Origin of the sequence: Hominimerdicola alba (assembly GCF_900112155.1) — a bacterium.
Taxonomy (GTDB): Bacteria; Bacillota; Clostridia; order Oscillospirales; family Ruminococcaceae; genus Hominimerdicola; species Hominimerdicola alba_D.
In genome coordinates, this window is the sequence record NZ_FOKQ01000020.1 from 1 (window position 1) to 24,437 (window position 24,437).

At 43.5% G+C, this 24,437-nt stretch carries 21 protein-coding genes; 12 read left to right on the plus strand and 9 right to left on the minus strand.

Translation table 11 applies throughout. From position 1 onward, the window contains the following. Window positions 1–363 precede the first annotated feature (363 nt). Window positions 364–2,631, minus strand: a complete 2,268-nt coding sequence (locus BM265_RS11620; RefSeq protein ID WP_074961987.1) for a putative bifunctional diguanylate cyclase/phosphodiesterase — start codon at window positions 2,629–2,631, stop codon at window positions 364–366. Between the two features lie 539 nt (window positions 2,632–3,170). Here BM265_RS11620 and BM265_RS11625 point away from each other — a divergent pair. From BM265_RS11625 to BM265_RS11650, 6 genes are all read left to right on the plus strand, one after another. After that, window positions 3,171–3,524 carry an ArsR/SmtB family transcription factor gene (locus BM265_RS11625; protein ID WP_074961989.1) on the plus strand — a complete coding sequence of 118 codons (354 nt, stop codon included), beginning with the start codon at window positions 3,171–3,173 and terminating at the stop codon, window positions 3,522–3,524. Window positions 3,525–3,582: 58 nt separating this feature from the next. Beyond that, window positions 3,583–4,191 carry a class I SAM-dependent methyltransferase gene (locus BM265_RS11630; protein ID WP_074961991.1) on the plus strand — a complete coding sequence of 203 codons (609 nt, stop codon included), beginning with the start codon at window positions 3,583–3,585 and terminating at the stop codon, window positions 4,189–4,191. Between the two features lie 147 nt (window positions 4,192–4,338). After that, window positions 4,339–4,560, plus strand: coding sequence for a cation transporter (locus BM265_RS11635; protein ID WP_074833794.1), 222 nt, complete (start codon window positions 4,339–4,341; stop codon window positions 4,558–4,560). A gap of 52 nt (window positions 4,561–4,612) precedes the next feature. After that, window positions 4,613–6,466 (plus strand): heavy metal translocating P-type ATPase, encoded by a 1,854-nt coding sequence (locus tag BM265_RS11640; RefSeq protein WP_074961993.1) that lies wholly within the window; start codon window positions 4,613–4,615, stop codon window positions 6,464–6,466. 534 nt (window positions 6,467–7,000) lie between these two features. Then, window positions 7,001–9,319 carry a family 43 glycosylhydrolase gene (locus BM265_RS11645; RefSeq protein WP_074961995.1) on the plus strand — a complete coding sequence of 773 codons (2,319 nt, stop codon included), beginning with the start codon at window positions 7,001–7,003 and terminating at the stop codon, window positions 9,317–9,319. A gap of 288 nt (window positions 9,320–9,607) precedes the next feature. After that, window positions 9,608–10,999, plus strand: coding sequence for a BspA family leucine-rich repeat surface protein (locus tag BM265_RS11650; protein WP_074961997.1), 1,392 nt, complete (start codon window positions 9,608–9,610; stop codon window positions 10,997–10,999). Between the two features lie 145 nt (window positions 11,000–11,144). Here BM265_RS11650 and BM265_RS19575 read toward each other — a convergent pair whose 3' ends face one another. Both BM265_RS19575 and BM265_RS11670 read right to left on the minus strand, forming a co-directional pair. Then, the gene (locus BM265_RS19575) at window positions 11,145–13,067 is read right to left on the minus strand and encodes a DUF4832 domain-containing protein (protein ID WP_081358439.1); all 1,923 of its coding nucleotides are present in this window, start codon (window positions 13,065–13,067) and stop codon (window positions 11,145–11,147) included. A gap of 234 nt (window positions 13,068–13,301) precedes the next feature. Then, a complete protein-coding gene (locus BM265_RS11670; protein ID WP_074961998.1) occupies window positions 13,302–14,825 on the minus strand; it encodes a BspA family leucine-rich repeat surface protein in 1,524 nt (507 codons plus the stop codon). Between the two features lie 426 nt (window positions 14,826–15,251). Here BM265_RS11670 and BM265_RS11675 point away from each other — a divergent pair, with 426 nt between their 5' ends. Next, complete coding sequence (locus BM265_RS11675; RefSeq protein ID WP_074962000.1) at window positions 15,252–16,667, plus strand: GGDEF domain-containing protein; 1,416 nt, start codon at window positions 15,252–15,254, stop codon at window positions 16,665–16,667. Window positions 16,668–16,833: 166 nt separating this feature from the next. On the opposite strand, the gene panD is transcribed toward BM265_RS11675, so the two are convergent. From panD to BM265_RS20910, 5 genes are all read right to left on the minus strand, one after another. Beyond that, window positions 16,834–17,217: an aspartate 1-decarboxylase gene (panD, locus tag BM265_RS11680; RefSeq protein ID WP_074962002.1), complete on the minus strand. Its 384-nt coding sequence runs from the start codon at window positions 17,215–17,217 to the stop codon at window positions 16,834–16,836. Window positions 17,218–17,226: 9 nt separating this feature from the next. Then, entirely contained in the window at window positions 17,227–18,075 is an 849-nt protein-coding gene (gene panC, locus BM265_RS11685; protein ID WP_074962003.1) for a pantoate--beta-alanine ligase, read from the minus strand. 1 nt (window position 18,076) lies between these two features. Then, window positions 18,077–18,916: a 3-methyl-2-oxobutanoate hydroxymethyltransferase gene (gene panB / locus BM265_RS11690; protein WP_074962004.1), complete on the minus strand. Its 840-nt coding sequence runs from the start codon at window positions 18,914–18,916 to the stop codon at window positions 18,077–18,079. A 391-nt stretch (window positions 18,917–19,307) separates the two neighbouring features. After that, a complete protein-coding gene (locus BM265_RS20675) occupies window positions 19,308–20,858 on the minus strand; it encodes a fibronectin type III domain-containing protein (protein ID WP_242940831.1) in 1,551 nt (516 codons plus the stop codon). 292 nt (window positions 20,859–21,150) lie between these two features. Beyond that, window positions 21,151–21,279: a hypothetical protein gene (locus BM265_RS20910; RefSeq protein ID WP_278287626.1), complete on the minus strand. Its 129-nt coding sequence runs from the start codon at window positions 21,277–21,279 to the stop codon at window positions 21,151–21,153. A 260-nt stretch (window positions 21,280–21,539) separates the two neighbouring features. On the opposite strand from BM265_RS20910, the gene BM265_RS11700 reads away from it, so the two are divergent. From BM265_RS11700 to BM265_RS11710, 3 genes are all read left to right on the plus strand, one after another. After that, window positions 21,540–22,247, plus strand: coding sequence for a hypothetical protein (locus BM265_RS11700; RefSeq protein ID WP_074962005.1), 708 nt, complete (start codon window positions 21,540–21,542; stop codon window positions 22,245–22,247). Between the two features lie 201 nt (window positions 22,248–22,448). After that, window positions 22,449–22,637: a hypothetical protein gene (locus tag BM265_RS11705; protein WP_074962006.1), complete on the plus strand. Its 189-nt coding sequence runs from the start codon at window positions 22,449–22,451 to the stop codon at window positions 22,635–22,637. Between the two features lie 11 nt (window positions 22,638–22,648). Beyond that, a complete protein-coding gene (locus BM265_RS11710; protein ID WP_074962007.1) occupies window positions 22,649–23,209 on the plus strand; it encodes a DJ-1/PfpI family protein in 561 nt (186 codons plus the stop codon). Between the two features lie 143 nt (window positions 23,210–23,352). Here the strand turns inward: BM265_RS11710 and BM265_RS19750 are convergent, their stop codons facing one another. Then, window positions 23,353–23,550, minus strand: coding sequence for a hypothetical protein (locus BM265_RS19750; protein ID WP_143098717.1), 198 nt, complete (start codon window positions 23,548–23,550; stop codon window positions 23,353–23,355). 58 nt (window positions 23,551–23,608) lie between these two features. On the opposite strand from BM265_RS19750, the gene BM265_RS20915 reads away from it, so the two are divergent. Continuing rightward, on the plus strand, window positions 23,609–23,974 hold the full coding sequence (locus BM265_RS20915) for a serine hydrolase (RefSeq protein WP_074962008.1): 366 nt from the start codon (window positions 23,609–23,611) through the stop codon (window positions 23,972–23,974). Further along, a complete protein-coding gene (locus BM265_RS20920; RefSeq protein WP_074962009.1) occupies window positions 23,958–24,371 on the plus strand; it encodes a serine hydrolase domain-containing protein in 414 nt (137 codons plus the stop codon). Before BM265_RS20915 ends, BM265_RS20920 begins: the two co-directional genes overlap by 17 nt. Window positions 24,372–24,437 lie beyond the last annotated feature (66 nt).

The following is a 24,437-nucleotide window of genomic DNA, read 5'->3' on the forward strand; positions in this document are numbered from 1 at the left end:
GCTTGAAAAAGAGTCGTTCATGTAGCCGTAGATGAGTATCTTCATCATGATATCCTCGGGTATGGCGCCATTCCACTTGCTTACTATCGTGTATTCTTCTTTTTGATAGATCTCATCTATAACATTGCTCAATACTCTGACAGGTGAGCTTTCTTCGATGTAGATCTCATAATTCATGTTAAGACGCACTTGACAATTTCTCATTTTTGTGGTACAATCCTTTCGTTGGTTTGATGTTATATTTGCAATTACATTATACCACAAAATGAGACGCCTGGCACTACCTTTTTGGTGTGTCAGGCGTCTTTTTCTTTGTTGGGGCTGCAACAGCCCCTCGTTTTTTTGTTATTGATTCGAAATATATTATTTCGCCATACTCTCCCTGATAAGCTTTTCAGCATCTTCAGGCGAAAGCGGTCTGCCCCATATGAATCCCTGTATGTAATCACAGCCGATAAGTTTCAGCGTCGCCAGCTGTTCTTTCTCCTCAACACCTTCGGATACTACTTCAAAGCCCATTATATGCCCGATGGAGATTATCGCCGCAACATACTGCTTTGATGGGTCGCTGGTGTTCATCTTGTCGATGAAGCTTTTGTCGATCTTCAGTATGTTCGCAGGGAAATTATTCAGGTAGCTTAGGGAAGAATATCCCGTTCCGAAATCGTCTATCGCTATCTGTATGCCCATCTTGTGAAGCTTTTCTATGCAGTGCTGGGCTTTTTCGGCTGAATCTATCATGATGGATTCGGTTATCTCTATCTCCAGATGATCGGCGGGTATGCCGCTGGAACTCAGAATATCCTTGACTTCATCGAGAAAATCGTTCTTCATCAGGTGACGTACCGAAATATTCACGCTGAGCATTATGTCAGCACCTGTTTCGCGGATGACTTGTCCGATGAACATTGCAGACCGCCTGAACACAGCGCTGTCTACCTTGTCAACAAGTCCAACTTTTTCAGCAACCGGTATAAATTCGCCGGGCGATACCACTGCGCCGTCACTGTCCTTCATACGAGCCAAAGCTTCAAAACCGCGAAGCTTGTGGTCTAGGTCGAACTGAGGCTGTAAATTGAAATAAAGCAGGTCGTTTTCAAGGGCATATATCAGCTTGCGCTCTATCTCCAGTGTGTGTTCTTCTTTGAGTAGTTCGGGGGAGAAACGCATGATATGCTGACTGTTTTTCAGACGCTTTATCTCGTTCATCGAAGCGTTTGCCGAAGATATCAGGCTGTCGCTGGTCACTGCATCATCGGGATACAGGCAGTAACCGAAGCTTGCGCTTATATAAAGGTCACAGCCGTCTATGGTCAGCGAATTGCCGAGGGCATTTTCGTAGGTCTTGATAGTAGGTATGACAGCAGCGTCATTTTCGTAGCCCTGTATCACAAGCTGGAATTCGTCGCCGCCCATACGCGCGATATGATCCTGTGTAGCAGTAAGATTTTTTTCTGCTATCTTTTTCCAACGGGAAGCTATCTTTGCCAGTACCCTGTTGCCTGCATCAAAGCCAAGACTGTCGTTGATGCTCTTGAAGTTGTTGATATCTATTGAAACTATACAGAACTTTTCGCCGCGCTTAATAAGGCTTTCGATAAGCTCGGTGCAGGCGAACCTGTTGGATATTCCTGTGAGCTGGTCGGTGTAGCTTATCTGTTTAAGGTGCTCCATCATGCGGCAGTTTGAAAGCTTTGAAGATATGAAAAATGTAGTAAGTTCCAGTGTTTCCTTGATGCGGATAGTATCTTCCACCGCGAAATTAGTCGCCCACATAAAGCCCAGTATCACGCCGTCATACCTCAGCGGGAACATGACAAGGCTGTCCACACCTGCCGCCATGAGGTTGTTGTACCAGAAGACGTTCCTTTGGCGGATATATTCCATATCATCAACATCTTTTGCGACTATGAAGTCGCTTTCGCCGAACATATCTATCCAGGTCTTGGCGATATCACCGAATTCATTGAACTGGGTCACACGCTTGACCTTGCAGTCCTTGCCGAAACTTGTGGCAAGTATCGAAGCTTCCTTGGTTTCGGGGTCGATGAGTGCTATCGTGCAGACATCAGCCCTGCAAAGCAGGCGTATATCCTTGATAACATCGTTCATCGTTCCGTTGAGATCATCTGAACCGTTGAGCTTTATGCAGGTCTTTATAACATTCTCAGCATAAACTCCCGAGCTTGCCGAGCTTACCATAAGTTCTGAATTTGCAGTAGCTATGACAGTGTAAGTGCAGTAGCATATATCTCCGTCCTCGATACTCAGCGGCATCGCATAGATATCGAACCATATATTAAGACCGTTGAGATGTACGTAGGTATGCACAGGAACTTTCAGCACGGCAGCACGAAAACAGACTTCTTCAAAGCCCATCTCTTTCGGCAGATAGTCTTCATAGGGTGAATTCGGCACAAAGGTCCTGCTTTTACGGAAAAATTCGGGTACCTCGGAGCCATCGGTAATTTCTTTTCCGACGCCCTGATTCATAGGGTCTTCGATTTTATTTATGTACAGTTTATTGCCTGCCACAATGCGTATCTGACGATATCCGCCATCATTATCCTTTTCAACTGAAATTATACAGGTAGGTTCTGCAAAGCTGTCAGCTATCATCTGAAAGTCCATAAAGCCCTCCTTTCCGCAGTTACTTTCTGCAAAGCTCTGCTGATAATATGTTTGTTTAATTATAACATAAAGTTGAATTAATTGTCAAGAGAGTTTAAGAAAATCTGACAAGTTATCAAAAATATTTTGTAAGAATTGTACAATGTCGGTATTGGAATTTTAATGATTGGTTAATTCGTGAACTTGGAAGATGTCTGATATTTCACTCTGTAGCGCTTGAAACAGATATCTGCCCGATAGTGCTATCATTCCACGAAATCAAACTTTGCTGGTATAGTCGTATATTTACTGTGTACGCTGGTTTGTTGTCGCGAAATCGAGCCGTCCGTCCGAGGAACTTTTCGCGAAAAGCTTGACCAAAAAGCCCTTTTCTTTGACAGATTTCTCAAGATTGTGTTCAATCCCATATCCAAACCACACCTCAAAAAAATTTCAAAAACCCCTTGACAAACAACCGCAAATATGTTATCATATGAACAGTGGTTCAGATGTTACAATGAACAATCGATAAAAGAATAAACAGAAAGGCAGTGAAATAGATGAAAGAATCCAAAAATCCCGAATATCTGGCGCTTTCCCAGGAAGATATCGACAGGCTCGAAAGAGAAACACCGCCAGACGAGGAGCTTTATGACCTTGCCGAGCTTTTCAAGATGTTCGGTGACAGCACGAGGATACGCATACTTTACGCACTGCTCGAAAGCGAGATGTGCGTCGGGGATATGGCACAGCTGCTGGGACTAACCCCCACAGCCTGCTCACATCAGCTTAGGGTGCTGAAAAACAGCAAGCTGGTCAGATTCAGGCGTGACGGCAAGATAATGTTCTATTCGCTGGCAGACGAACACGTAAGGAGCATACTAGCACTTGGCATGGAACATATCCTTGAATGACCAAAATTTCGGACAGTAAAACAAAAAGACAGTGATCGGAATTCAGGAGGTCACAGTAATGAAAAAGAGCTTCTGGGACAACATAGCGGGTGTATATGACCTTTTTGAACGGCTTTACAACAGAAAATGCTACGACGGCACAGGCGCGAAAGTCGCTTCATACGTCGAAGAGGGCAGCAGAGTTCTGGAATGTGCCTGCGGTACGGGTTCAATAAGCAGATTTCTGGCACAGAAAGCAGGCAGGCTCACAGCCGTCGATCTTTCGGACGGTATGCTGAGGCAGGCAGCTAAGAATCTTAGATGGTTCAGAAATGTCAGACTTTGCAAGTGCAACATCATGGCGCTGAAATGCAGGGACAATTACTTCGACGCCGTAGTTGCGGGAAATGTGATCCACCTGCTGGACGAACCATACAAGGCGGTCGACGAACTGCTGAGAGTCTGCAAAAAGGGCGGAAAAGTCATAATACCCACATATATCAACATGAGCAGACCCGACAGCGAACTTCTGATAAAGCTGTTCAGCTTTGCGGGGGCACACTTCACAAAGCAGTTCGATGAAGACAGCTACAAGCAGTTTTTCATCGACGGCGGTTACAAGAATGTTGAGTTCGATATAGTCGATGGCAGGATGCCCTGCGCTTTGGCGATAATTACAAAGGAATAACTTCAGTATCAACCGAATAATTATTTATGACCTTGCCGCAAATTTCGGCGGGCGGCAGGTGAAATTTCACAAAAGCGCCGATGAAAAGTAAGTAAAGCTCACCAACTACGGCGGGCTGAAATAAATATCCCGAAAGGAATGACTGTTATGAAAAAAGTATACAAACTGATCGATCTGGACTGCGCAAACTGCGCCGCTAAAATGGAGAACTCTATCAAGGATCTGCCCGAGGTAGAGGACTGCACGGTAAGTTTCCTGACCCAAAAAATGACCCTGCGCGTACCCGACGGCACCGACATGGATGCACTGATGGACAAGGTAGTAAAGCTCTGCAAAAAAGTTGAGCCCGACTGCCAGATAGTCCTTTGATAACTTATTAATATAAGCCGACAGCTAAGTCATCTAAGAAAGAAGAATCATCATGACCAAAAAGCAGAAAAATGTTCTGATAAGGATAATCGCGGCGGGTGTGCTGCTGGTAACAGCCGCACTTCTCCCGCTTGAAGAAAAAAGCCTGTTAAGGCTGGCAGCATTTCTTGTGCCATATTTTGTGATAGGCTATGATGTGCTGTGGAAAGCAGTCCGCGGAATAATACACGGACAGGTTTTCGATGAGAATTTCCTTATGTGCGTGGCGACCGTGGGTGCGCTTTTTGTTGGCGAATATCCCGAAGCTTCGGCGGTCATGCTGTTTTATCAGACAGGTGAGCTTTTCCAGAGCGTGGCTGTGGGCAAATCAAGAAAGTCAATATCCGACCTTATGGATATCTGTCCCGAGTACGCAAACGTCGAAAGGGACGGTCAGCTTGAAGAAGTTGACCCCGAGGAAGTTGAGCTTGACAGCATCATCGTTGTAAAGCCAGGTGAAAAGATACCTCTTGACGGCGTTATCATCGAGGGCAGTTCTTCTGTGGATACCGCGGCGCTGACAGGTGAAAGCCTGCCCCGCTCGGTAAAAGTCGGCGATGATGTAATAAGCGGCTGTATCAATCAGAGCGGTCTGCTGAAAGTGAAAGTCACCAAGGAATACGAGGATTCCACCGTTACGAAGATACTGGAGCTGGTTGAAAATTCAGCGACGAAAAAAGCAAAGTCCGAGAATTTCATAACCCGTTTTGCAAGGTATTACACGCCATCGGTAGTCATCGCGGCGGCGGTACTGGCGGTGCTTCCTCCCCTGATACTGGGTGGCGGCTGGGCTGACTGGATACACCGTGCCCTGATATTCTTAGTAATTTCCTGCCCCTGTGCGCTGGTAATTTCCGTTCCCCTGAGCTTTTTCGGCGGAATAGGCGGAGCCAGCAAGCGCGGCATACTTGTAAAGGGCGGAAATTATCTTGAAGCCCTAGCAACTGCCGAAACTGTTGTGTTTGATAAAACAGGCACGCTGACAAAGGGCAGTTTTGAGGTCACGAAGATACACACCGATTCCATGGGCGAGGACGAACTTCTCGACCTTGCCGCCCATGCCGAGAGCTACTCTGACCACCCTATTGCAAGATCGGTATGCGCGAGATTCGGCAAGGAAGTTGATCACAACAGGATCTCCTCGGACGAGGAGATATCGGGTCACGGCATACGCGCTGTTATTGACGGTAGAGAGGTATACGCGGGCAACAAAAAGCTGATGGAACGTCAGAGTGTAAGCGTACCGGAATGCGGATGCAGGGGCACCATGGTACACGTTGCGGCAGACGGCGGATATGCAGGTCACATCGTTATCTCCGATGTAGTCAAGGAGACCTCCGCGGCGGCAATAAAGAGCCTTAAAGAAAACGGTGTCAAACAGACAGTAATGCTCACCGGCGATGCTGAATCTACTGCGCAGGAAGTCGCAAAGTCGCTGGGGCTTGATAAAGTCTACGCTGAACTTCTTCCCGCTGACAAGGTGGAAAAAGTTGAAGAACTGCTAAAAGAAAAGCAAGCGGGTTCTTCGCTGGTATTCGTGGGTGACGGCATAAACGACGCGCCTGTTCTTACCCGCGCAGATGTGGGCATAGCCATGGGAAGTCTGGGAAGTGATGCGGCTATCGAAGCGGCGGATATAGTTCTTATGGATGACGACCCCGCTAAGATCTCCCTCGCCATGAAGATAGCAAGAAAGACTGTCCGCATAGTACGTGAGAACATAGTCTTCGCCCTTGGCGTAAAAGCGCTGGTGCTTGTACTGGGCGCACTGGGCATAGCGAATATGTGGCTGGCAGTTTTTGCTGATGTGGGAGTATCGGTTATTGCGATACTCAATGCTATGAGGACGATGAAGATACGGGCGTAAAACGAAAATACTTTTCCAGCTGTGTTAACAAATAACGTAAGAGCAATATAAAAAACATTATAAAGCGAGGCTGAAAACTCCTATCATAACATAGGGGGTCAAGTCAACGATGACAACCATATGTTTTTCGTTTCAGATGGTGATATCTGCTAAAGATAAAAAGAAATAACACAAATCCCGAAGCTGACACCATACGTCAACTTCGGGATTATCATTTGATTTTGTAATTCCATACCATTTTCGCACTAAAGATTTAGTATCAAACTAACATACTGTGTAAATCAAAAGCCATGAAAAATGTACCTTTCCCACAATCCCCGTAAAATATTAAACACCAAATCTGCATTTTCTCAACCAAATCTGCAAATCGTAGGTTGAAATACATGCCCCGATTGTTGTACAATATAGTTAGAATATATAACTATATGTTATATTAGCCTATTCTTTTTTAATAAGCCTATTCTTTTTTAGCCTATTCTATTTTCAATCGTCAATCAACAATTATGGTCTTTTTAAGGAGATGGTCAGATTATTATGAAAACTCATAAGAAATTTCTGGCAGTATTGATGGCACTGAGCTGTATTCCGGCAACTGTACCGCAATATACTGCCCCTGTCATCGCGCAGGCCGCTGTTTACGACCAGCCCAATGACTACGGCTGGTACTTCAATTTCGGCTTTGAAGGCACTACCGACGGATTCTCGTCAAGAGGTTCTGCAAGCATAGCTTCAAGCAGCGACACTTCATTCGTTGGCAGCAACTCACTTTACGTAACTAACAGAGCGAGTGCCTGGAACGGTGCTTCCTACAAGCTCGGCAGTAACTTCAAAGCAGGTACTGAGTACAGCTTCAGTGCTATAGTTACCTACCTCGATGGAGACAGCACTGATACATTCCATTTCACTCTTCAGTATGACGGTTCTGACGGCACGACCTATTATGACAAGATCGCTACCGAAACAGTCAAGAAGGGTCAGTGGACACAGCTTGCAAACACAAACTACAGGCTCCCTTCAGGCGCATCCAATATGCAGATCTACGTTGAGACCGACAGCTCTACTACCTCATTCTACGTTGATGAAGTTATCGGTGCGGTAGCAGGCACAGGCATTCTCGGACCCGACGGCAGCAACAGCAATGCAAACAACCAGCCCAAGGGCGGTATAATCCTGGGCGATATTGACTGCGACGGCGCTGTCACTGCAAATGATATTATTTTCGCTGAGAGAGGTCTTTCCAAGGGCTTCGATGACAAACAGGCAGAGAAAGCAGCCGATGTTGATAAGAGCGGTGAATTTGACAAGGATGATGTCGATTTTCTCAAGCAGTTTGTCGCTAAGAAGATAACCGAATTCCCTGTTTCTGCAAAGGCTGTTGATGTATCCGCTATGGAAGCTAAATTCAGAAATGTAAATATAGGCAAGAGCTATAAGTATGACGGCGAGAACAATCCTATCTCGACTACACGCTTCGGCGCTGACCCGGGCTGGATGGTTTACGACGGCAGACTTTATATCTACACTACCAATGACGCATTTGAGACCAGATACGACGGTCAGTATCAGGAAAACACCTACAACTCAGGTACAATCAACTGCCTGTCTACTGCAGATATGGTTAACTGGACAGACCACGGTGCTATCCCGATAGCTGCAAGAAACGGCAGAACTCAGAACGGCTGCTGCTCATGGGCAAGCGCTGCATGGGCTCCCGATGCTTGCTGGAAGATGATAAACGGCAAGCCTAAGTTCTTCCTCTACTTCGCAAACAGCGGCGGCGGTATCGGCGTTGTAACTGCTGACAGCCCCACAGGTCCCTGGACTGATCCTCTGGGTCATGCACTTCTTACACATAACTCACCCAACTGCTCTAACGTTGAGTGGATGTTCGACCCAGGTGTATACTACGATGAGAATACCAACGAAGCTTACCTCTTCTTCGGCGGCGGACGCAAGAGTGGTGTTCCTGCAGCTACTCCCGGCACAGGCCGTGTAGTTAAGCTGGGTAATGACATGATCTCTCTGGCAAGCAATCCCGTTTCCATGAACATTCCTTACCTCTTCGAGGATTCCAGCGTTATCAAGATCGGTGATACATGGTATTACTCTTACTGCTCTAACTGGGATGTAGGAAACCAGACAATAAACGGCGTAAACTTCGGCAGTGCTGATATTCTTTACATGACTTCCAAGACTCCTCTTGATGCAAGTTCATGGAAGCTTTCAGGTAATGTATTCAAGAACACAGGTTCACAGAGAATAGACAACGGCGGTAACAACCACCACTCTATCATCTACTTCAAGGGCAAGTACTATGTTGCTTACCACAGCCGTCAGTATGCTATCCGTAAGGTAAAGGCTGAAAACATCAAGATCTACAGCAGCAACGGACAGCTTTCCGCAGACGGTAACTATCGTTCTACTCAGATCAATGAATGCACATTCAGCAACGGCAAGCTCTCTTGCAGCGGCGATATGAAGGGCGTTTCTCAGATCGAGTGGCTCGACCCCTACACAACTGTTCAGGCTGAAACAATGTCCAACCAGTCCGACGATGTTGTAGTAAACGGCCTCAGAGACACAACAGTAGCTATGAAGTCAGGCAGCTGGATCAAGGTAAGCGGCGTTAACTTCAGCAAGGGTGTAAACACCATCACTGTTAAGGGTTCCGGCAACGGCACCGTTATCAAGGTTTGCACAGGCAGCCCCACAGGCAATGTTATAGGCTACGTTGAGCTCAACGGCTCTATGAGCGAAAACACTGTTGCAGCTATTAGTTCCGTAAGCGGTCAGAAGGATCTGTACTTCGTAGCAAGCGGCAATGCAACACTGGACAGCTGGAGCATCGGCTAAGTTCCAAAAAAACTCAAAACTGAGCATATCGGCTAGTATAAAGCGACTGTCATCAAGGCAGTCGCTTTTGTTTTGGCTTAACAGTATTGAATATAATACGGTATTGTAATAAGGAGTCCAATTGTTGGACAATTATCAAAAATGTACAATAATATCGTAACAAATTATGGATAAGCACGAAAGGCAAAAGCAATAAGTCAAAAATATTGACAAAAGCTTTTTCGGGTGATATAATACTCTATATTGATATATCGACATATCCAACTTAATTGATCCGGAGGCATAATTATGCAGGTAAAAAAAGTTTTAGCAGTAGTAATGTCGCTTTGTATGGCAGCAGGTACAGTAAGCTATGGTGCGCCTTTTATCTCACAGAATATGATCGCGCAGGCGGCTTCTGTTGAAGCTGATTGCTATTCCTTTGATGAATCCACAGGTGTGCTTACTCTCAAAGGAGAAGTACAACGTGATGCAATAAAGGAATTCGGCTATGATCTTTCTGAAAAAGTAAGATCTGTAGTTGCTGAAAAAGGAACTATACTTCCCCAGAATTGCAGTACGCTGTTTTATTATTATACTAATTGCACTTCCATAGATCTTTCAAAAGCCGATACCGGCAATGTTACCAATATGAACTCCATGTTCTCCGAATGTTCTGCTCTAAAAAAACTTGATATAAGCAGTTTCGATACAAGCAAGGTCACTAATATGGAGGATATGTTCTATGGATGTTCCAATCTGTCTTCGATTAATCTGAGCAGTTTTGATACAAGTAATGTTACAAATATGTCCGCCATGTTCTACGGCTGTACGGGTCTGACTTCAATTGATCTGAGAAATTTTGATACAGGCAAGGTCACAAAGATGAGCGGTATGTTCCTTAATTGCAGAAAGCTGACCTCTATCGATGTAAGCAGTTTTGATACCGGTTCTGTTACAAATATGGGAAGTATGTTCTATGGCTGCACTGGTCTTACCAGACTTGATCTCAGCAGATTCAACACTGCCAATGTTGTATATATGTACAGTATGTTCAATGGCTGTTACAACCTGACAAAGATCGACCTGAGCGGATTTGATACACATAATGTCGAGGAGATGTACACTCTGTTTGCAGGCTGCACCAGCCTGACTTCCCTTGATCTGAGCAGTTTTGATACAAGCAGTGCCATATATATGAACGATATGTTCACTCTCTGCGAAAAGCTGAGCACTCTCACTCTTGGCAAAAATTTCAAAAAACTGCCTGAAAATTCATATCTCCCAAATGGTGACGGATGGGTAAATGTTAATGCGCCCAAAACTGTTGTCAGCGGTGATGGTAAATATGCTGTCATAGAAAACAACGGCAAGAACACCTACAAACGTCTTGGCACCGAGAACGAAAACCCGGAAAACACCAACACATATCCAACTAACATCAAGGTCGAATACAGCGAGCAGTATCATCAGGTGAGATTTTCATGGAATAAAGTCGAAAACGCCGACAGATACGGCATAGCTGTTTATCTTGCAGGTAAATGGAGAATTCAGACACAGAACATAACAGGTACAGTTTACACCTCTCCCAAGAACTTGACCCCGGGCAAGACATACAAAGTTGCTGTTGCTGCAAGAGTTAACGGCAGCTGGGATACTGCAAACGCTATCAAAAACGCTGTGACAGTAACCATAAAGTGATAGACTTAATTACAACCGAACAAGCAAGTTTACAACGATAGAGATCTTTAAACTGTCAAAAGAAATAACGCCCTCCGGATACGAAAATGTATCCCGGAGGGCGTTATGCGTTTAACATATTTAAAACAGGATCAATTTCAGCCTGTCACTTTATAGTAACTGTACCAAAATGCTTGATAGCATTTACAGTATCCCATTTGCCGTTCACTCTCGCAGCAATTGCGACCCTGTAAGTCATACCGGGGGTGAGATTTTTTGGAGAGGTATAAACTGTGTCGGTGATATTCTGTGTCTGAACTCTCCACTTCCCTGCCATATATACTGCTATGCCATATCTGTCAGCACCTTCTACTTTGTCCCATGTAAATCTTACCTGATGATATTTCTCGCTGTATGTGGCCTTGATATTTGTGGGATATGTGAGTACATCATCTTCGATCAGTGTATTTACCTTGAAGCTGCCTACAAAATTTGCTTTAAGCTTTGTGTCATATACATTGCTGCCCTCATTTGAAAAACGTATCGGGTATTCGCCCTCGCCGCTTTTTCTGTTGGCTATCTTGATATACACCTTATAAATGCCCTCGGGCATATCGTCAGGCAGATCAAGTTCGGCTGACAAAATATTCGACTTTCTGTCGGTAAGTGAAGTACCGCTGAGCCATTTTCCAGCATCGTAGTTTGAAGCTTTTTCACCCTTGTCAGCATCGAGATCCCACAGCTTGAACTCTTTCTCAAGACCATTGCCCTTGATGATAACTGAAGTCTGTTCATTTTTGAAAAGGTTGCCGAAGCCTACGTTTTCAATAGTTGTTTCAAGTGCAAAATTCTCATCGGTAGAAAGTTCGGTTGTCATCTGTACATCCCGTACCACGAACCTGTATCCCATGCGGTTGCGGAGGTATTCAAACTCGGAAGTTTTACCATTGTAGAGTGAATCACCGCCATTATACGTGGTGCTTCTGAAACCGTCCATTACACCATCGTGCCAGTCCTTGTTGAGGTATGAGGTGTGGGTCTTGAAACCTTCTTTTTCAAAATAAGCAATATTATTCAGCGGAGTGCCGCCTTCTTCATCGTCCCAAAGAACAAGCTCACCGCCGAAAAGTGTGTGGTCGGTCTGGGTCGTCAGCCATTTTATCTCTTTGTTTCTGTCCTCATAAGTGCCCAGATCACTTACCGAACCGAGATAGCCGTCATTGTACAGACCTATCCTGTAAGCATCGGTACCCGCCTTGGCTGTGTACTTATCGATGTTTTCCAAATCTACACCGCTCCATGCACAGAAATCGCTTGGCTTGCGGACGTTGACTGTCAGATCCTCCGGCAGTACCTCAAGCCATTTTCCGATTATCTTTTTCTCGCTTGCCGCATCTGTGCGGTCTGAGGTATGCATCTCACCCCAGGGACCTATGATACCACATTCAACAGCGGCGATAACATCGGTGTACCGGCTGATGACCGCACCGACTTTTTCCTGATGCTGTTCTATAAAACTGTCATCAGTGGGTTCCCATACAGTTCTGTAATAGCGATTGCCCTCTTCGTCAACACCATCAGATGTTTTGCCCCTGTATTTGTAGTCATAAGCAAAGCGTAAAACAGCGCTCTGATTGTTTTTTCTCAGTCTAGCCAGAAGCTCTCCCAGCGCTTTTTCAACATCGTCCTTGGTAGAATCGATATAAGCGTTGGCGGAATGTTTTACAGGGTTTTCACCCTTTCTGTTCTGCTCGGAGAAATCAGAAAGGTCAATAAGCAAATGTACGAGCTGATATTTAGAAGCGATACCGTCAATATCTTCCAAAGTAGAAGCCTGAGCTTTACAGTTGGAACTATCGCGCTTGTAGCTGATCTCATAAGCCTGATAAAAACCTCTGTAGGGGTTATGAGTATCTTCAAGTGTCTCATTGTAGCTTATCTCATTCACCTCTGTCATTTTGATGACAGAATTTGAGGCCTTACTTTCTGCATAAACCGCTGTCGGAAGTGCCGAAACTGCAAGACAGATAGATATACCGCTTGCTGCAAGTCTTTTTACAAGACTGCTCCTGATGTTTGTGTTTTTCATAGTATTTCCCTTTCATATCCATACATTGCGAGGCTGAGCCTCTCTTCAACCATTTTTTTATATCATTTTAAATATAGCATACTCGCCGAGATAATATGTTAATGTTATTTAAAATATTAATGTCGCTGAGACGAAAAAAATCAAAACGCCCCTCGGGATACATTCCGTATCTCCGAAGGACGTTAAGATCTCAAAAGTATTTACCGATCAAATCGGATAAGTGCCACCTATCACCTAGTGAGTGTAAACGTACACAGCATTCTTGATAGCGTTTGTAACATCCCAGCTGCCGTTTACCTTAGCTGCAATAGCGACCCTGTAGAACTTACCGGGGGTAAGATTCTTAGGAGAAGAATAGGACGTACCGGTAATGTTCTGCGCCTGTACTTTCCACTTGCCTGCCAGATATACAGCTACACCGTACTGCTCAGCACCTTCAACTTTATCCCATCTAAATCTTACCTGGTGATATATCCCGCTGTATTCAACAATGATGTTTTTGGGGTATGTATTCTTGATGATTGCATCGCAAACATAAGTGTTCTTGCCGTCGTTTTTGATAACTGCATATTTCCCGCTGCCGCTTACAACGTTTGAAGGAACTTTAACATTCACCCAGCCCTCACCGTTAGGAAGCTCGGCTTCTTCTTTTATGATTTTGAAATTCTCACCAAGAGTAAGAGTTTTCAGATGATCACAACAACTGAACATATCACTCATATCCGTGACATTGCTTGTATCAAATCCACTCAGATCAAGCGAGGTCAGCATATGACAAGTGCTGAACACTTCTCTCATATCTGTAACATTGCTTGTATCAAAGCCGCTAACATCAAGCGAGGTCAGCATATGACAATCGCTGAACATGTAATTCATATCTGTAACATTGCTTGTATCAAAACCGCTAACATCAAGAGAGCGCAGACCATAACAATGCTGGAACATAAAACACATATCTGTTACATTACTTGTGTCAAAACTGCTCAGATCAAGAGATCTCAAATTAGCACAATGTCTAAACATACGTATCATACCTAGAACATTGCTTGTATCAAAGCCACTCAGATCAAGAGCGATCAGTCTTTGACAATTATCGAACATGGAATTCATATATAATACATTACTTGTATCAAAGCTGCTCAGATCAAGTGTAGTCAAATTTTCACAACAATTGAACATACAACTCATCTCTGTAACGTTGCTTGTATCAAAGCCGCTCAGATCAAGAGATGTCAGATTTTGACAAAAAGCAAACATATAAACCGTAGTTGTTACTTTGCTTGTATCAAAACCACTTACATCAAGTTCTGTTAAACCTTCACAAAACGTAAACATAAAATCCATTTTGGTTACATTGCTTGTATCAAAACTGCTTACATCAAGAGCGGTAAGATTATTACAATCAGCGAACATGGATTCCATATCTGTGACATTGCTTGTATCAACATTTGAAAGGTCCATAGATGTGCAATTGATGAAATGATAAAAAAGATGATTACAATCTTCCGGGAAAACCGTTCCTTCTTCGGCTATAACGGATTTTACATCCTTTTTATAGGAAAATCCCCTTATTGCATCACCGTCTATCTCGCCCCTGAGCGTAAGCACACCTGTTTCCGCATCGAATGAATAACAGCTTGCCTCAGCTTCAGCTGCCTGTGCTGTGATCTCATTAGTGATAACAGGCGCACCATAGCTTACGGTTCCTGCTACCATGCAAAGTGACATTACTACTGCTAAAAATCTTTTTACCTGCATAATTATATTGCCTCCTGAATTTCTGTTTTTTAATGGTAATATATCGATATTTCCATAAAATATGATAGCACAATTCACTGCCTATGTCAATATTTTAAAGCTGGATTTCCCACTCATTCGTTGCTTATCATAATAGAAAATCATGTTAATTTAATTTTTTGATAAAGTATCTACAGTTCGTTTTTTATGTTTCTCATTCAGTGTTTTCGCCAAAGCCGAGCTGTACAAAATTCGGTACAATTACTCATTATTTATATGCTGTCAGATTTTCCAAAATATTGGTCATCAGGATGTTAACAATTTGTAAAAATGCTTCTTCCGACATTTAGCACTTGAATTATTTTAGATTTTGTGCTATACTGAAATAAATATATTATCAAAAGATGAATTATGCCAGATTTTTACATCGGATTGGAGGTTGAAAAGATGGCTGATAGATTTCAGGCATTTGTGGAGCAGTTCGATACGCCTGTCTGTATACTGTCTGTGGAGCGCAAGGCTACAGGGCACCGCAGGGTAATACGCATTGTTACGGGAAATCGTTTTTATCTTGATACGATAGAAAAAGCTACCCCCGGATTGAACGATGCCCCCAAGGTTTTCGTTCCCGATCAGGAATATACTGCCTATGTTCCCCAAGACCTTAATTTCGAGCAAGCCTGCAAACAGGCGGCTTTAGATAAGAAAAGGGTCAGCTCATATGCTCACCCCGAACATTTTGAATTCTGGTTCAGTATGCTGTTTCTTCCTTTACATTCGGATGATGATGAGGAACTGGGATACTGTGCATATATTATGGAGCTTTCAAAGGAATTTGATGCGACCACTATGTCAGCAAAATCATCGAACATCGCAAATGCGGTTCTGCAGACTTGTATAAAACTGAGAAGTACTGATGATTTTCACGAGTCGATGGAATCTATTTGCAGGGATATCCGTGATATGTGTGATTCGGAGCATTGCTGTTTCTTTCTGCTGGATACACACAAGCGAAAATGTTCGGTACTATGCGAGGCATTATCTGAGGATACCGAACTGGTGTCGATGCTAAATTATGTTAATGACGCTTTTTACGATATCGCTGAATCATGGGAAGCTACCCTCGCCGGCAGTAACTGTCTTATCATACGCGATAAGGATGATATGGAGGTAGTCCGCCAGCGTAATCCTGTATGGGTAGAATCAATAACAAGCGCAGGCGGTAAGAATATCGTTCTGTTCCCAATGAGGTTCAAGGGCGAGTTGCTGGGATACATCTGGGCTATCAATTTCAGCGAGGAGAAAACGCATATCATCAAGGAGACCCTCGAGGTGACTGCTTTTATACTTGCTTCGGAGATATACAGCAACAACATGATGGAGCGTCTGCATATACTCAGTTCGCGGGATATGCTCACAGGGGTCATGAACCGAAATGAGATGAACAACTATGTTGATGAACTGGTGGAAGATGACAGTGAACGCTCGGTCGGCGTGATATTTGCTGACCTTAACGGTCTGAAGCGCATAAATGACACCGAGGGACACACAGCAGGTGATGCACTGCTGAAAAATGCGGCTAAAGCTTTAAGAGAGGTCTTCCACAGGCGCAGTATCTTCCGTGCAGGCGGCGATGAGTTTGTTGTTATACTTATCGGGCTTACGGAAGATGAACTGAAATGCAAGGCTGAACAGCTTCGTGAAGTTTCAGAAAAATATGCGGAACTTGTATTTGCGATGGGCATCGCATTTGAGAGCAGGGTCGCGAATGTTCAGAAAGCTTTGCATAACGCTGATGAGCGTATGTACGAGGACAAGGAGCGGTATTATAAGGAGCATCCCGAAAAGAAGCGCTCCACATGACAGGCAAAAAAATCGGAATATTGAGTGATAAAAACGAAAGGCGCAGATATTTTTCTGCGCCTTTGTCGTGTGTCTTTATCGGATAGTTGTATGATTTTTTGTTCTATATTGCTTTCTGAAATATAAGACCCCGATACGGCTAATATCACTGTATCGGGGGTATATCTTATCTCAGTTCACCATGCTTTTCATAGTTTGCCACGCGGACAATCTTGTTGTTTTCATCAACAAATACAACTTTCGGTGCAAAACTCTTCAACTCTTCGGAAGTCATATCAGCATAGGACATTATGATAACCGGGTCACCCGCCTGACCTGATCTTGCAGCTGCACCGTTCAGACATATCATACCGCTTCCACGTTCACCTGCGATGACATATGTTTCAATGCGGCTTCCGCTGTTGACATTCACGATATGAACGTGTTCATACTCATAAAGACCTGCTGCATCTATAAGATCCTCGTCAATGGTAACACTTCCCACATAGTTGAGTTCAGCCTGTGTGATGACAGCACGGTGTATCTTGCTTTTAAGAATGGATAATCTCATGCTGCCTCCTTAAACATCTTCGGTAAAGAAGTTATCTATCAGGCGGGTTTTGCCGATATATACTGCTATGGCACAAAGTGCAGGACGGTCGATGGTCGTTATCTGCTGCATCGTTGCCAGGTCAACTATCTTTACATAATCTATCCTTGCACGGGGTTCGGCGCTGATATGTTTCTTCAGGGCGTCAGTTATGACGGTGCAGTCGGTCTCGCCGTTCCTTACCATGTTTATGCCAAGATCAATAGCCTGTGAAAGCACCAGTGCAGCTTTTCTCTCCTCGGCATCAAGATAAGTATTGCGGGAACTTTTTGCCAGACCGTCCTCTTCACGTACTATCGGGCAGCCTATTATCTCGATATCCATATTCAGATCATCTACCATATGCCTGATAACAGCAAGCTGCTGGGCATCCTTTTTACCGAAATATGCCCTGTCAGGCTGTACGATATTGAACAGCTTTGATACCACAGTACAAACACCTCTGAAATGAACAGGACGGCTTAGTCCGCAGAGTTCCTGTGTCAGCACGTTCATATCCACAAATGAAGAAAATCCCTCGTGATACATCTCGCTTGGCTCGGGATTGAAAATAATATCACCGCCGTGTTCTTCCACAAGTGCAGCATCACGCTCGATATCGCGGGGATAGCTTTCAAGATCCTCGGTGGGTCCGAACTGCATGGGATTTACAAAATCGGATACAACTGTTCTGTCATTATCGCGGTGAGATGCATCTATAAGGCTTGCATGACCCTCATGCAAATATCCCATTGTCGGCACAAGTCCCACGCTGAGACCCTGAGCTCTCCATTCCTTTACCTGTCTGCGTACTTCATCTATTGTCTTAACTATCTTCATATCATTCAAACTCCTTTGCTATGACTGCTATTACATCTTCATCGATTGCATATGTGTGTTCTTCTGACGGGAATGTGCCATTCTTGACTTCTTCAATATAGTCTGAGATGCCCTTGCGCATGACATCACCCACATCAGCAAATTTTTTTACGAATTTTGCAGTGTGACCTAAAGTCATTCCCAGCATATCCTGATAAACAAGCACCTGACCGTCACAACCGTTACCTGCGCCGATACCTATGGTCGGGATAAACAGCTTTTTGGTTATTATCTCAGCCAGTTTTGCGGGTATGCCTTCAAGGGTCACAGCACAGGCACCTGCTTCCTGTATCCTGAGAGCATCTTCCACAAGTTTTCTGGCGTTGTCAAGACTTTTTCCCTGGACTTTGAATCCGCCGAAAACATTTACTGACTGTGGAGTAAGTCCCAGATGTGCCACAACAGGTATTGAAGCATTAACGATAGCCCTGATCTGCTCGCAGACCTCAGCTCCGCCTTCAAGCTTAACGGCATTAGCGCCGCCTTCTTTGATAAGCCTGCCTGCATTTGTAACAGCCTCAGTAACGCTTGCCTGATATGACATAAATGGCATATCTGCAACGATAAAGGCATTTTTTGCACCTCTTGAAACGGCTTGGGTGTGGTGTATCATATCCTCCATAGTGACAGCCAGGGTATTTTCATAGCCAAGCATCACCATACCGAGAGAATCCCCGATAAGTATGGAGTTTACACCGCACTCATCGATGATACGTGCAGTAGTGTAGTCATAAGCGGTAAGCATCGTGATCCTGTCTCCCGATTGCTTCTGCTTAAGAAGGGTTGAAACTGTGTTTTTCATAAGCATGAACTCCTTATAATTATGTTACCTTTCCGACCTATTTCGGATAAGATACATTACAGGAAAGACCTGCGTTATACATTATAACACATGATATATTTCATTTCAAGAGTTGGAATATTATTTTTTATCATTCTTTTTTGACATCACAAAAGTGCCAGAACAGTTATCCGAAGATGACATCTGACCCGTGACCACAAAACAGAAAAGGTCATATCTAAAGACCCGGTTCGCGATAATCACTCAGAGGTCATGTACGAACCCAGCGAGATACCGCGGGAGATTTTAAGGAACTTATACAATCTATAGCAGTCTGTAAGTTGTATAAAATATAAAGTCCCCGATATTCTCAATATCGAGGGCTTTTAATGTGTTTGTTATTTTGCTGTGATTACTTTACAGTAACGGTGACTGCATTCTTAATAGCATTTGTTGCATCCCAGTTGCCGTTTACCCTTGCCGCGATAGCAACCTTGTAGGTCTTGCCGGGGGTCAGATTCTTGGGAGTGGTGTAGGTAGTGTCAGTGATATTCTGGGTCTGAATTCTCCACTTGCCCGCAAGGTATACTGCGATACCGTATCTGTCAGCATTTTCTACCTTTTCCCATGTAAATCTAATCTGGTGATACTGTTCGCTGTAATCAACCTTGATATCGGTGGGATATGTTGGATTTGTTGGATTTGTTGGATTTGAATTCTGGATCTCAACACTCACAGTTTTTGCATGATTGTCGATGTCTGAATTGTAATTTGAACGATCCTGCATCAGCACAAGATTATAAATCTTCTGACCTTTTGTGTTTTTAAGCTTCACCGTCTGACTGCCTGTGCCGTTCATATATACAGTATTGTCCGAACCAAAAGTTATCTTAGCTGTATCTACGTCAAGATTTCCGCCGACATACACCTTGCCAGCACTCATCGTTACTTTACTTGTAGCTGCGAACGAATAGGTCATTATTATAAAGTTTCCGCTTACATTAATGACATCATTGCTGTTGGTCATATCAAGACCTGCTTCAACGGATACAAGGTCTCCCCTGCTTGTGACCCTGGCTATTTTGTAATCTCCGTTGACGTTCAGCTTACCGCCCTCAAGCTTCATCGTGCCGCCTTCTGCTGTTAAATTGCCCGTGATATTCAGCGTACCGCCGTCCAGTTCGATATCCTTGGCATACTGAGTGATGTTTCCCGTTATATTTACAGTTTTTCCGTTTAGCTGCATCCCAATGATTTTCAGACCATTCTGAGTTTTTATGTTCAGATCGGAAACAAGTGGTGTTGTTGAATAGAAATATCCTTCCATATCAAATGTTCTGTTATTTGTTACCGTGAGCTTTGCCAGCATTCCATAATACGAACCTTTGATAGTCTGGATGCCTGTTCCGTTGAGGTTCAGCACAGAGGTTCCCAGCATAACAAAAGAATTCTTATTATTAGTAGAAGAAATATAGTCGTAAACATTTCCAGCGACATTGATCGTACCCGCGGTGATAAGATCGAAGGTGTACCAGTCGCTCCTGCCCACGGTGTTTGTCATTTTTGAATTTACGTTCCAAACCAGGTCGCCTGAAATGGTTATGGATCCGGATGCGTTCTGCATCCTGATATACGCATAAGAGCTTGCATTTTCTTTGCCGATGTACAGATTGCCCTTTACTATCAGTTTGCCTGTGCCGATATCCAGCATACCCGCAGTCATGTACAGGTCACCATTTACGGTTAGGGTATGTCCGTTGAGGATGATATCGCTGTTAGTTTCTACAGAACCGTCTATCGTCAGATCGGAAGTCAGTTCTTTGACAGATGTCCATGTTTCAGCATCAGCAGCTTGCGCTGTTATAACCGATGCTACGTTGCTCACTACATTACTTGGCAGAACTGCACCGCCGAATACGAATGACAGTGCCAGCAGACCTGCTACGATTTTTTTGTTGTTCATAATATGAACCCTCCTATATAAAAAAACAATTTAACGACCATGTCGTTCTAGTTAATTATATTACATTTTTAATCATTTGTCAATTGACGTAATATAAAATTATCATATACTCTGTGAAGATGTTTTTATGCGAAAAAATACTTGAGAATACGTTTCTTTAGAAATACCCGTCAAATATCTGCGTACCAGATAATGTTATATTAATCGATTTTATTATGAGAATATAAGAAACATACAAAGCGAGATGCAGATCAAATGCATCCCGCTTATACTACGGTGTCAGGTTGTTTTTTCATACTCCACCCAACAGTACATCATAAGTCAAGCCGTAATTTTCGGCAATATCCCAGGCGTATGACGAACCCTCAGCATCTTCGCCCAGCTTATGCGTATGGGTTTGATATTTTTTCTGCTTCATCATTATATTTCAGAAGATTCAACTTTGCGTTATTGCTACCTTTATAGTTTTCTGTCACCTAAGCTAAAGTATAATTTTACTTACAGCTCATTATGCAAATTAGCCAAAGCATTTTTTCGATCTTTTTATGTTTTAACTGAAACTTGTTTTCCCAATAATGGAGTTTGTAGTTGACGGTGCTTGCGTGGTATGATATAATTATTCACAAAGATAATTTAGTACTTTCGTATTTTATCCCAATTATGTATAGGCAGGCGATCGTTTTGAAAATAGCAAATGGATTGGAATTCATTAATGATGAAGATGTTATCGGAAAATGGGAAAATATTGGTTGGACAGAAAACTCAGCTACTGTTTCGATCAATGATCTGAACGATGTCAGCGGTGAATTCCATATTCTTTTCTTTCTTCCAAACGGTGAGCCGTATTGGATATTTGAGGGTTGGACAAAGGGTGTACTTCTGATACACTACGGCGGTGACGATCCGATCCTTTCCTATAACTATGAGATCAGTTTAATTTCTGGTAAACATTATTTATTTCTGCATTTAGAAAACAAGACCGAAGTTTTTATAAAGCGTGACAACATTCGTTATAACAAAGAAACACTCGGTCGACACGATGATATCAATAAACCTTTTATTTCAGACAATAATGTTTTTGGCAAATGGAGATCGGTTGCTTTTGTGGGCAAAGCCGAAGATTTCAATGAAGACGATATCTGCCAAAACCTTTATCTGAAATTTTTGGAATTCTTCCCTGACGGCAGTCTTATCCAATCGTACATGGATACAACATGGCAGGATAAGTGGACAAAGGGATATATTATGAGCATACACAGAACGACTGCTGCGGAGTATTACATTGAGAAGATCAACGGTACGGAATACTTATTTATGGAATGGAAAAAGGGCAATTATATCTACGGTGGAATGAAGCCTGATTATTATGTATTCAAGCGTGAAAAGTGATTGATGATTTTTTTACCTTTGCAAAATCCCACCTGTTAGCCGCGATACTTCGGTGCAAAGATATACCCGCAGGGTCCTGCTATCAAAAGCTGATACCGGACGATAACACCGCACCGGTACTCATATATCACGGGCTGAACGGTGTATATTAGGTCTTTGGGCAGGTGGCTAAGGCTTGACGCAAGAGGAGATACGCCAGGTGTGAACGCACAGTTTTCGCTTAACGAAGAACATCTGGCTTTTCCGATATGTTCCCAAAAGAGCGAACAGGACGGCATGATGATATATCCCTATCCTGCACCGCTGATAGTTTCAAAGTTAAAAAAGTGCAGTTCAAGGATGAAATTATTGGACGATTTCCCAGATGCACTTGGGTATGATATAAAATAAAGGAGCTGCAAATGAAAGTACTGTTATTTCTTGCAAAAGGATTTGAGACAATGGAAGCCAGCGTTTTTGTTGACATAATGGGCTGGGCAGGCATTGAAGTCACCACCTGTGCAATGCGTAAGACTGTCACAAGCACATTCGGTGTGTCGGTGAATGCAGATGTTCTGTTGAGTGACATATGCGCCAAAGATTATGCTGCTCTGGCGATTCCCGGTGGATTTGAAAATTACGGATTTTACGAGGACGCTTTTTCGGAGCAGGCTGTGAACCTTATAAAAGCCTTCAACGACAGCGGCAAAATTATAGCAACAATATGCGTTGCCGCACTAGCCCTCGGAAACAGCGGCATACTGAAAGGCAAACGTGCTACCACATATCATCTGAATGGCGGACACAGGCAGAAACAGCTTGCGGAGTACGGCGCGATAGTCGTGAATGAGCCTGTGGTGAGGACGGATAATATCATAACTTCTTACTGCCCGCAAACGGGTCCCGATGTGGCATTCATGCTGCTTGAAGAGCTTGTTGGTACAGAAAAGATGATGGAAACAAAGACCGCTATGGGGTTCTGATTTTTGGAGATTTCGGATAATGATAATTAATAAAATAGCACTAAATCATCTGTCCGCTATTTCAAGAAAAAGGTTTATAGATGGTGCTGGCGGAGTGTGATATAATGATACCGTAAGTGAGCATATGGCTCTTATCACTACGCTCAGAAATCAAAGATATTTTGTAAAGAGAACAACATAATTAAAGAAATAAAACGCGCTTTGGCTGCGGTAATTGTAGCTTTTTTGCTGTCTGCGGCAGACTGTGCGAATAATTGAGCCGACACGCAAAGCGGTGCAGAACAAAATATTTCTTCTGTTGATGGTGCGCAGTCCCCTGCCGATGAAAGTATATCTGACATCACAGCGAGACTTGCCTATAACAAAAGCGATAACACTTGGTCAACGACCGATGAGAATATGCAGAAGTTCGTAAAGATAACGAAAAGCGAATGTTCTAAATCACCCGATATCAAGAGCACCAATCTGCTAGCTTCCGACAATGCGGTGCTGCTCATCGGGGACATAAACGGCATCCAGACTGTCGACGCCAAAACAGACGCCTATAATGTATACGAGATAGGCTCTGTCACAAAGACCTTTACTGCGACAGCGGTTCTTCAGCTTTGCGTACAGGGCAAGCTTAACCTTGATAATACTCTCGGCAATTACTTTTTCGATTATGAAAAGGGCAAAAACATAACTCTGTATCAGTTTCGGCATATGCAATCGGACATACATCGCGAGTTTTTTCTCTCAGGAAAAGCTAATGACCGAAAGCATTGAGCTTTTCAAAATACACCACAATGACGGCTTCACGATGGACAAACTGCTAAACGAACTGAACAGCTATGACCTCGAATACGAACCCGGTACGCAGTACTCATACAGCAATGTAAACTATGTGCTGCTCGCGTTGATAGCCGAACAAGTCAGCGGTGAAAGCTATGATGAATACATACAGAAGAATATCTTTGAAGTGTGCGGAATGAAACATTCTAGCAGCATGAGGACGGAAGATATATCCGTAATTCCTGCCCCGCCTCCCGAAAGCTTGTACTATTTCGATATTTACGAAGTATTCCCCCACGGATACTGGAACCAGCCAAAATCCAGCAGAGGAACGGGAGATGAATTATCGACCAGCTGCATGAACAGTATAGCTTTGGCAACAAAGATTTAATAAATACCGGTTGAGTTATATAACAGATATTATCAGCACCTAAACGACCAAGACAGGATGTTTGTT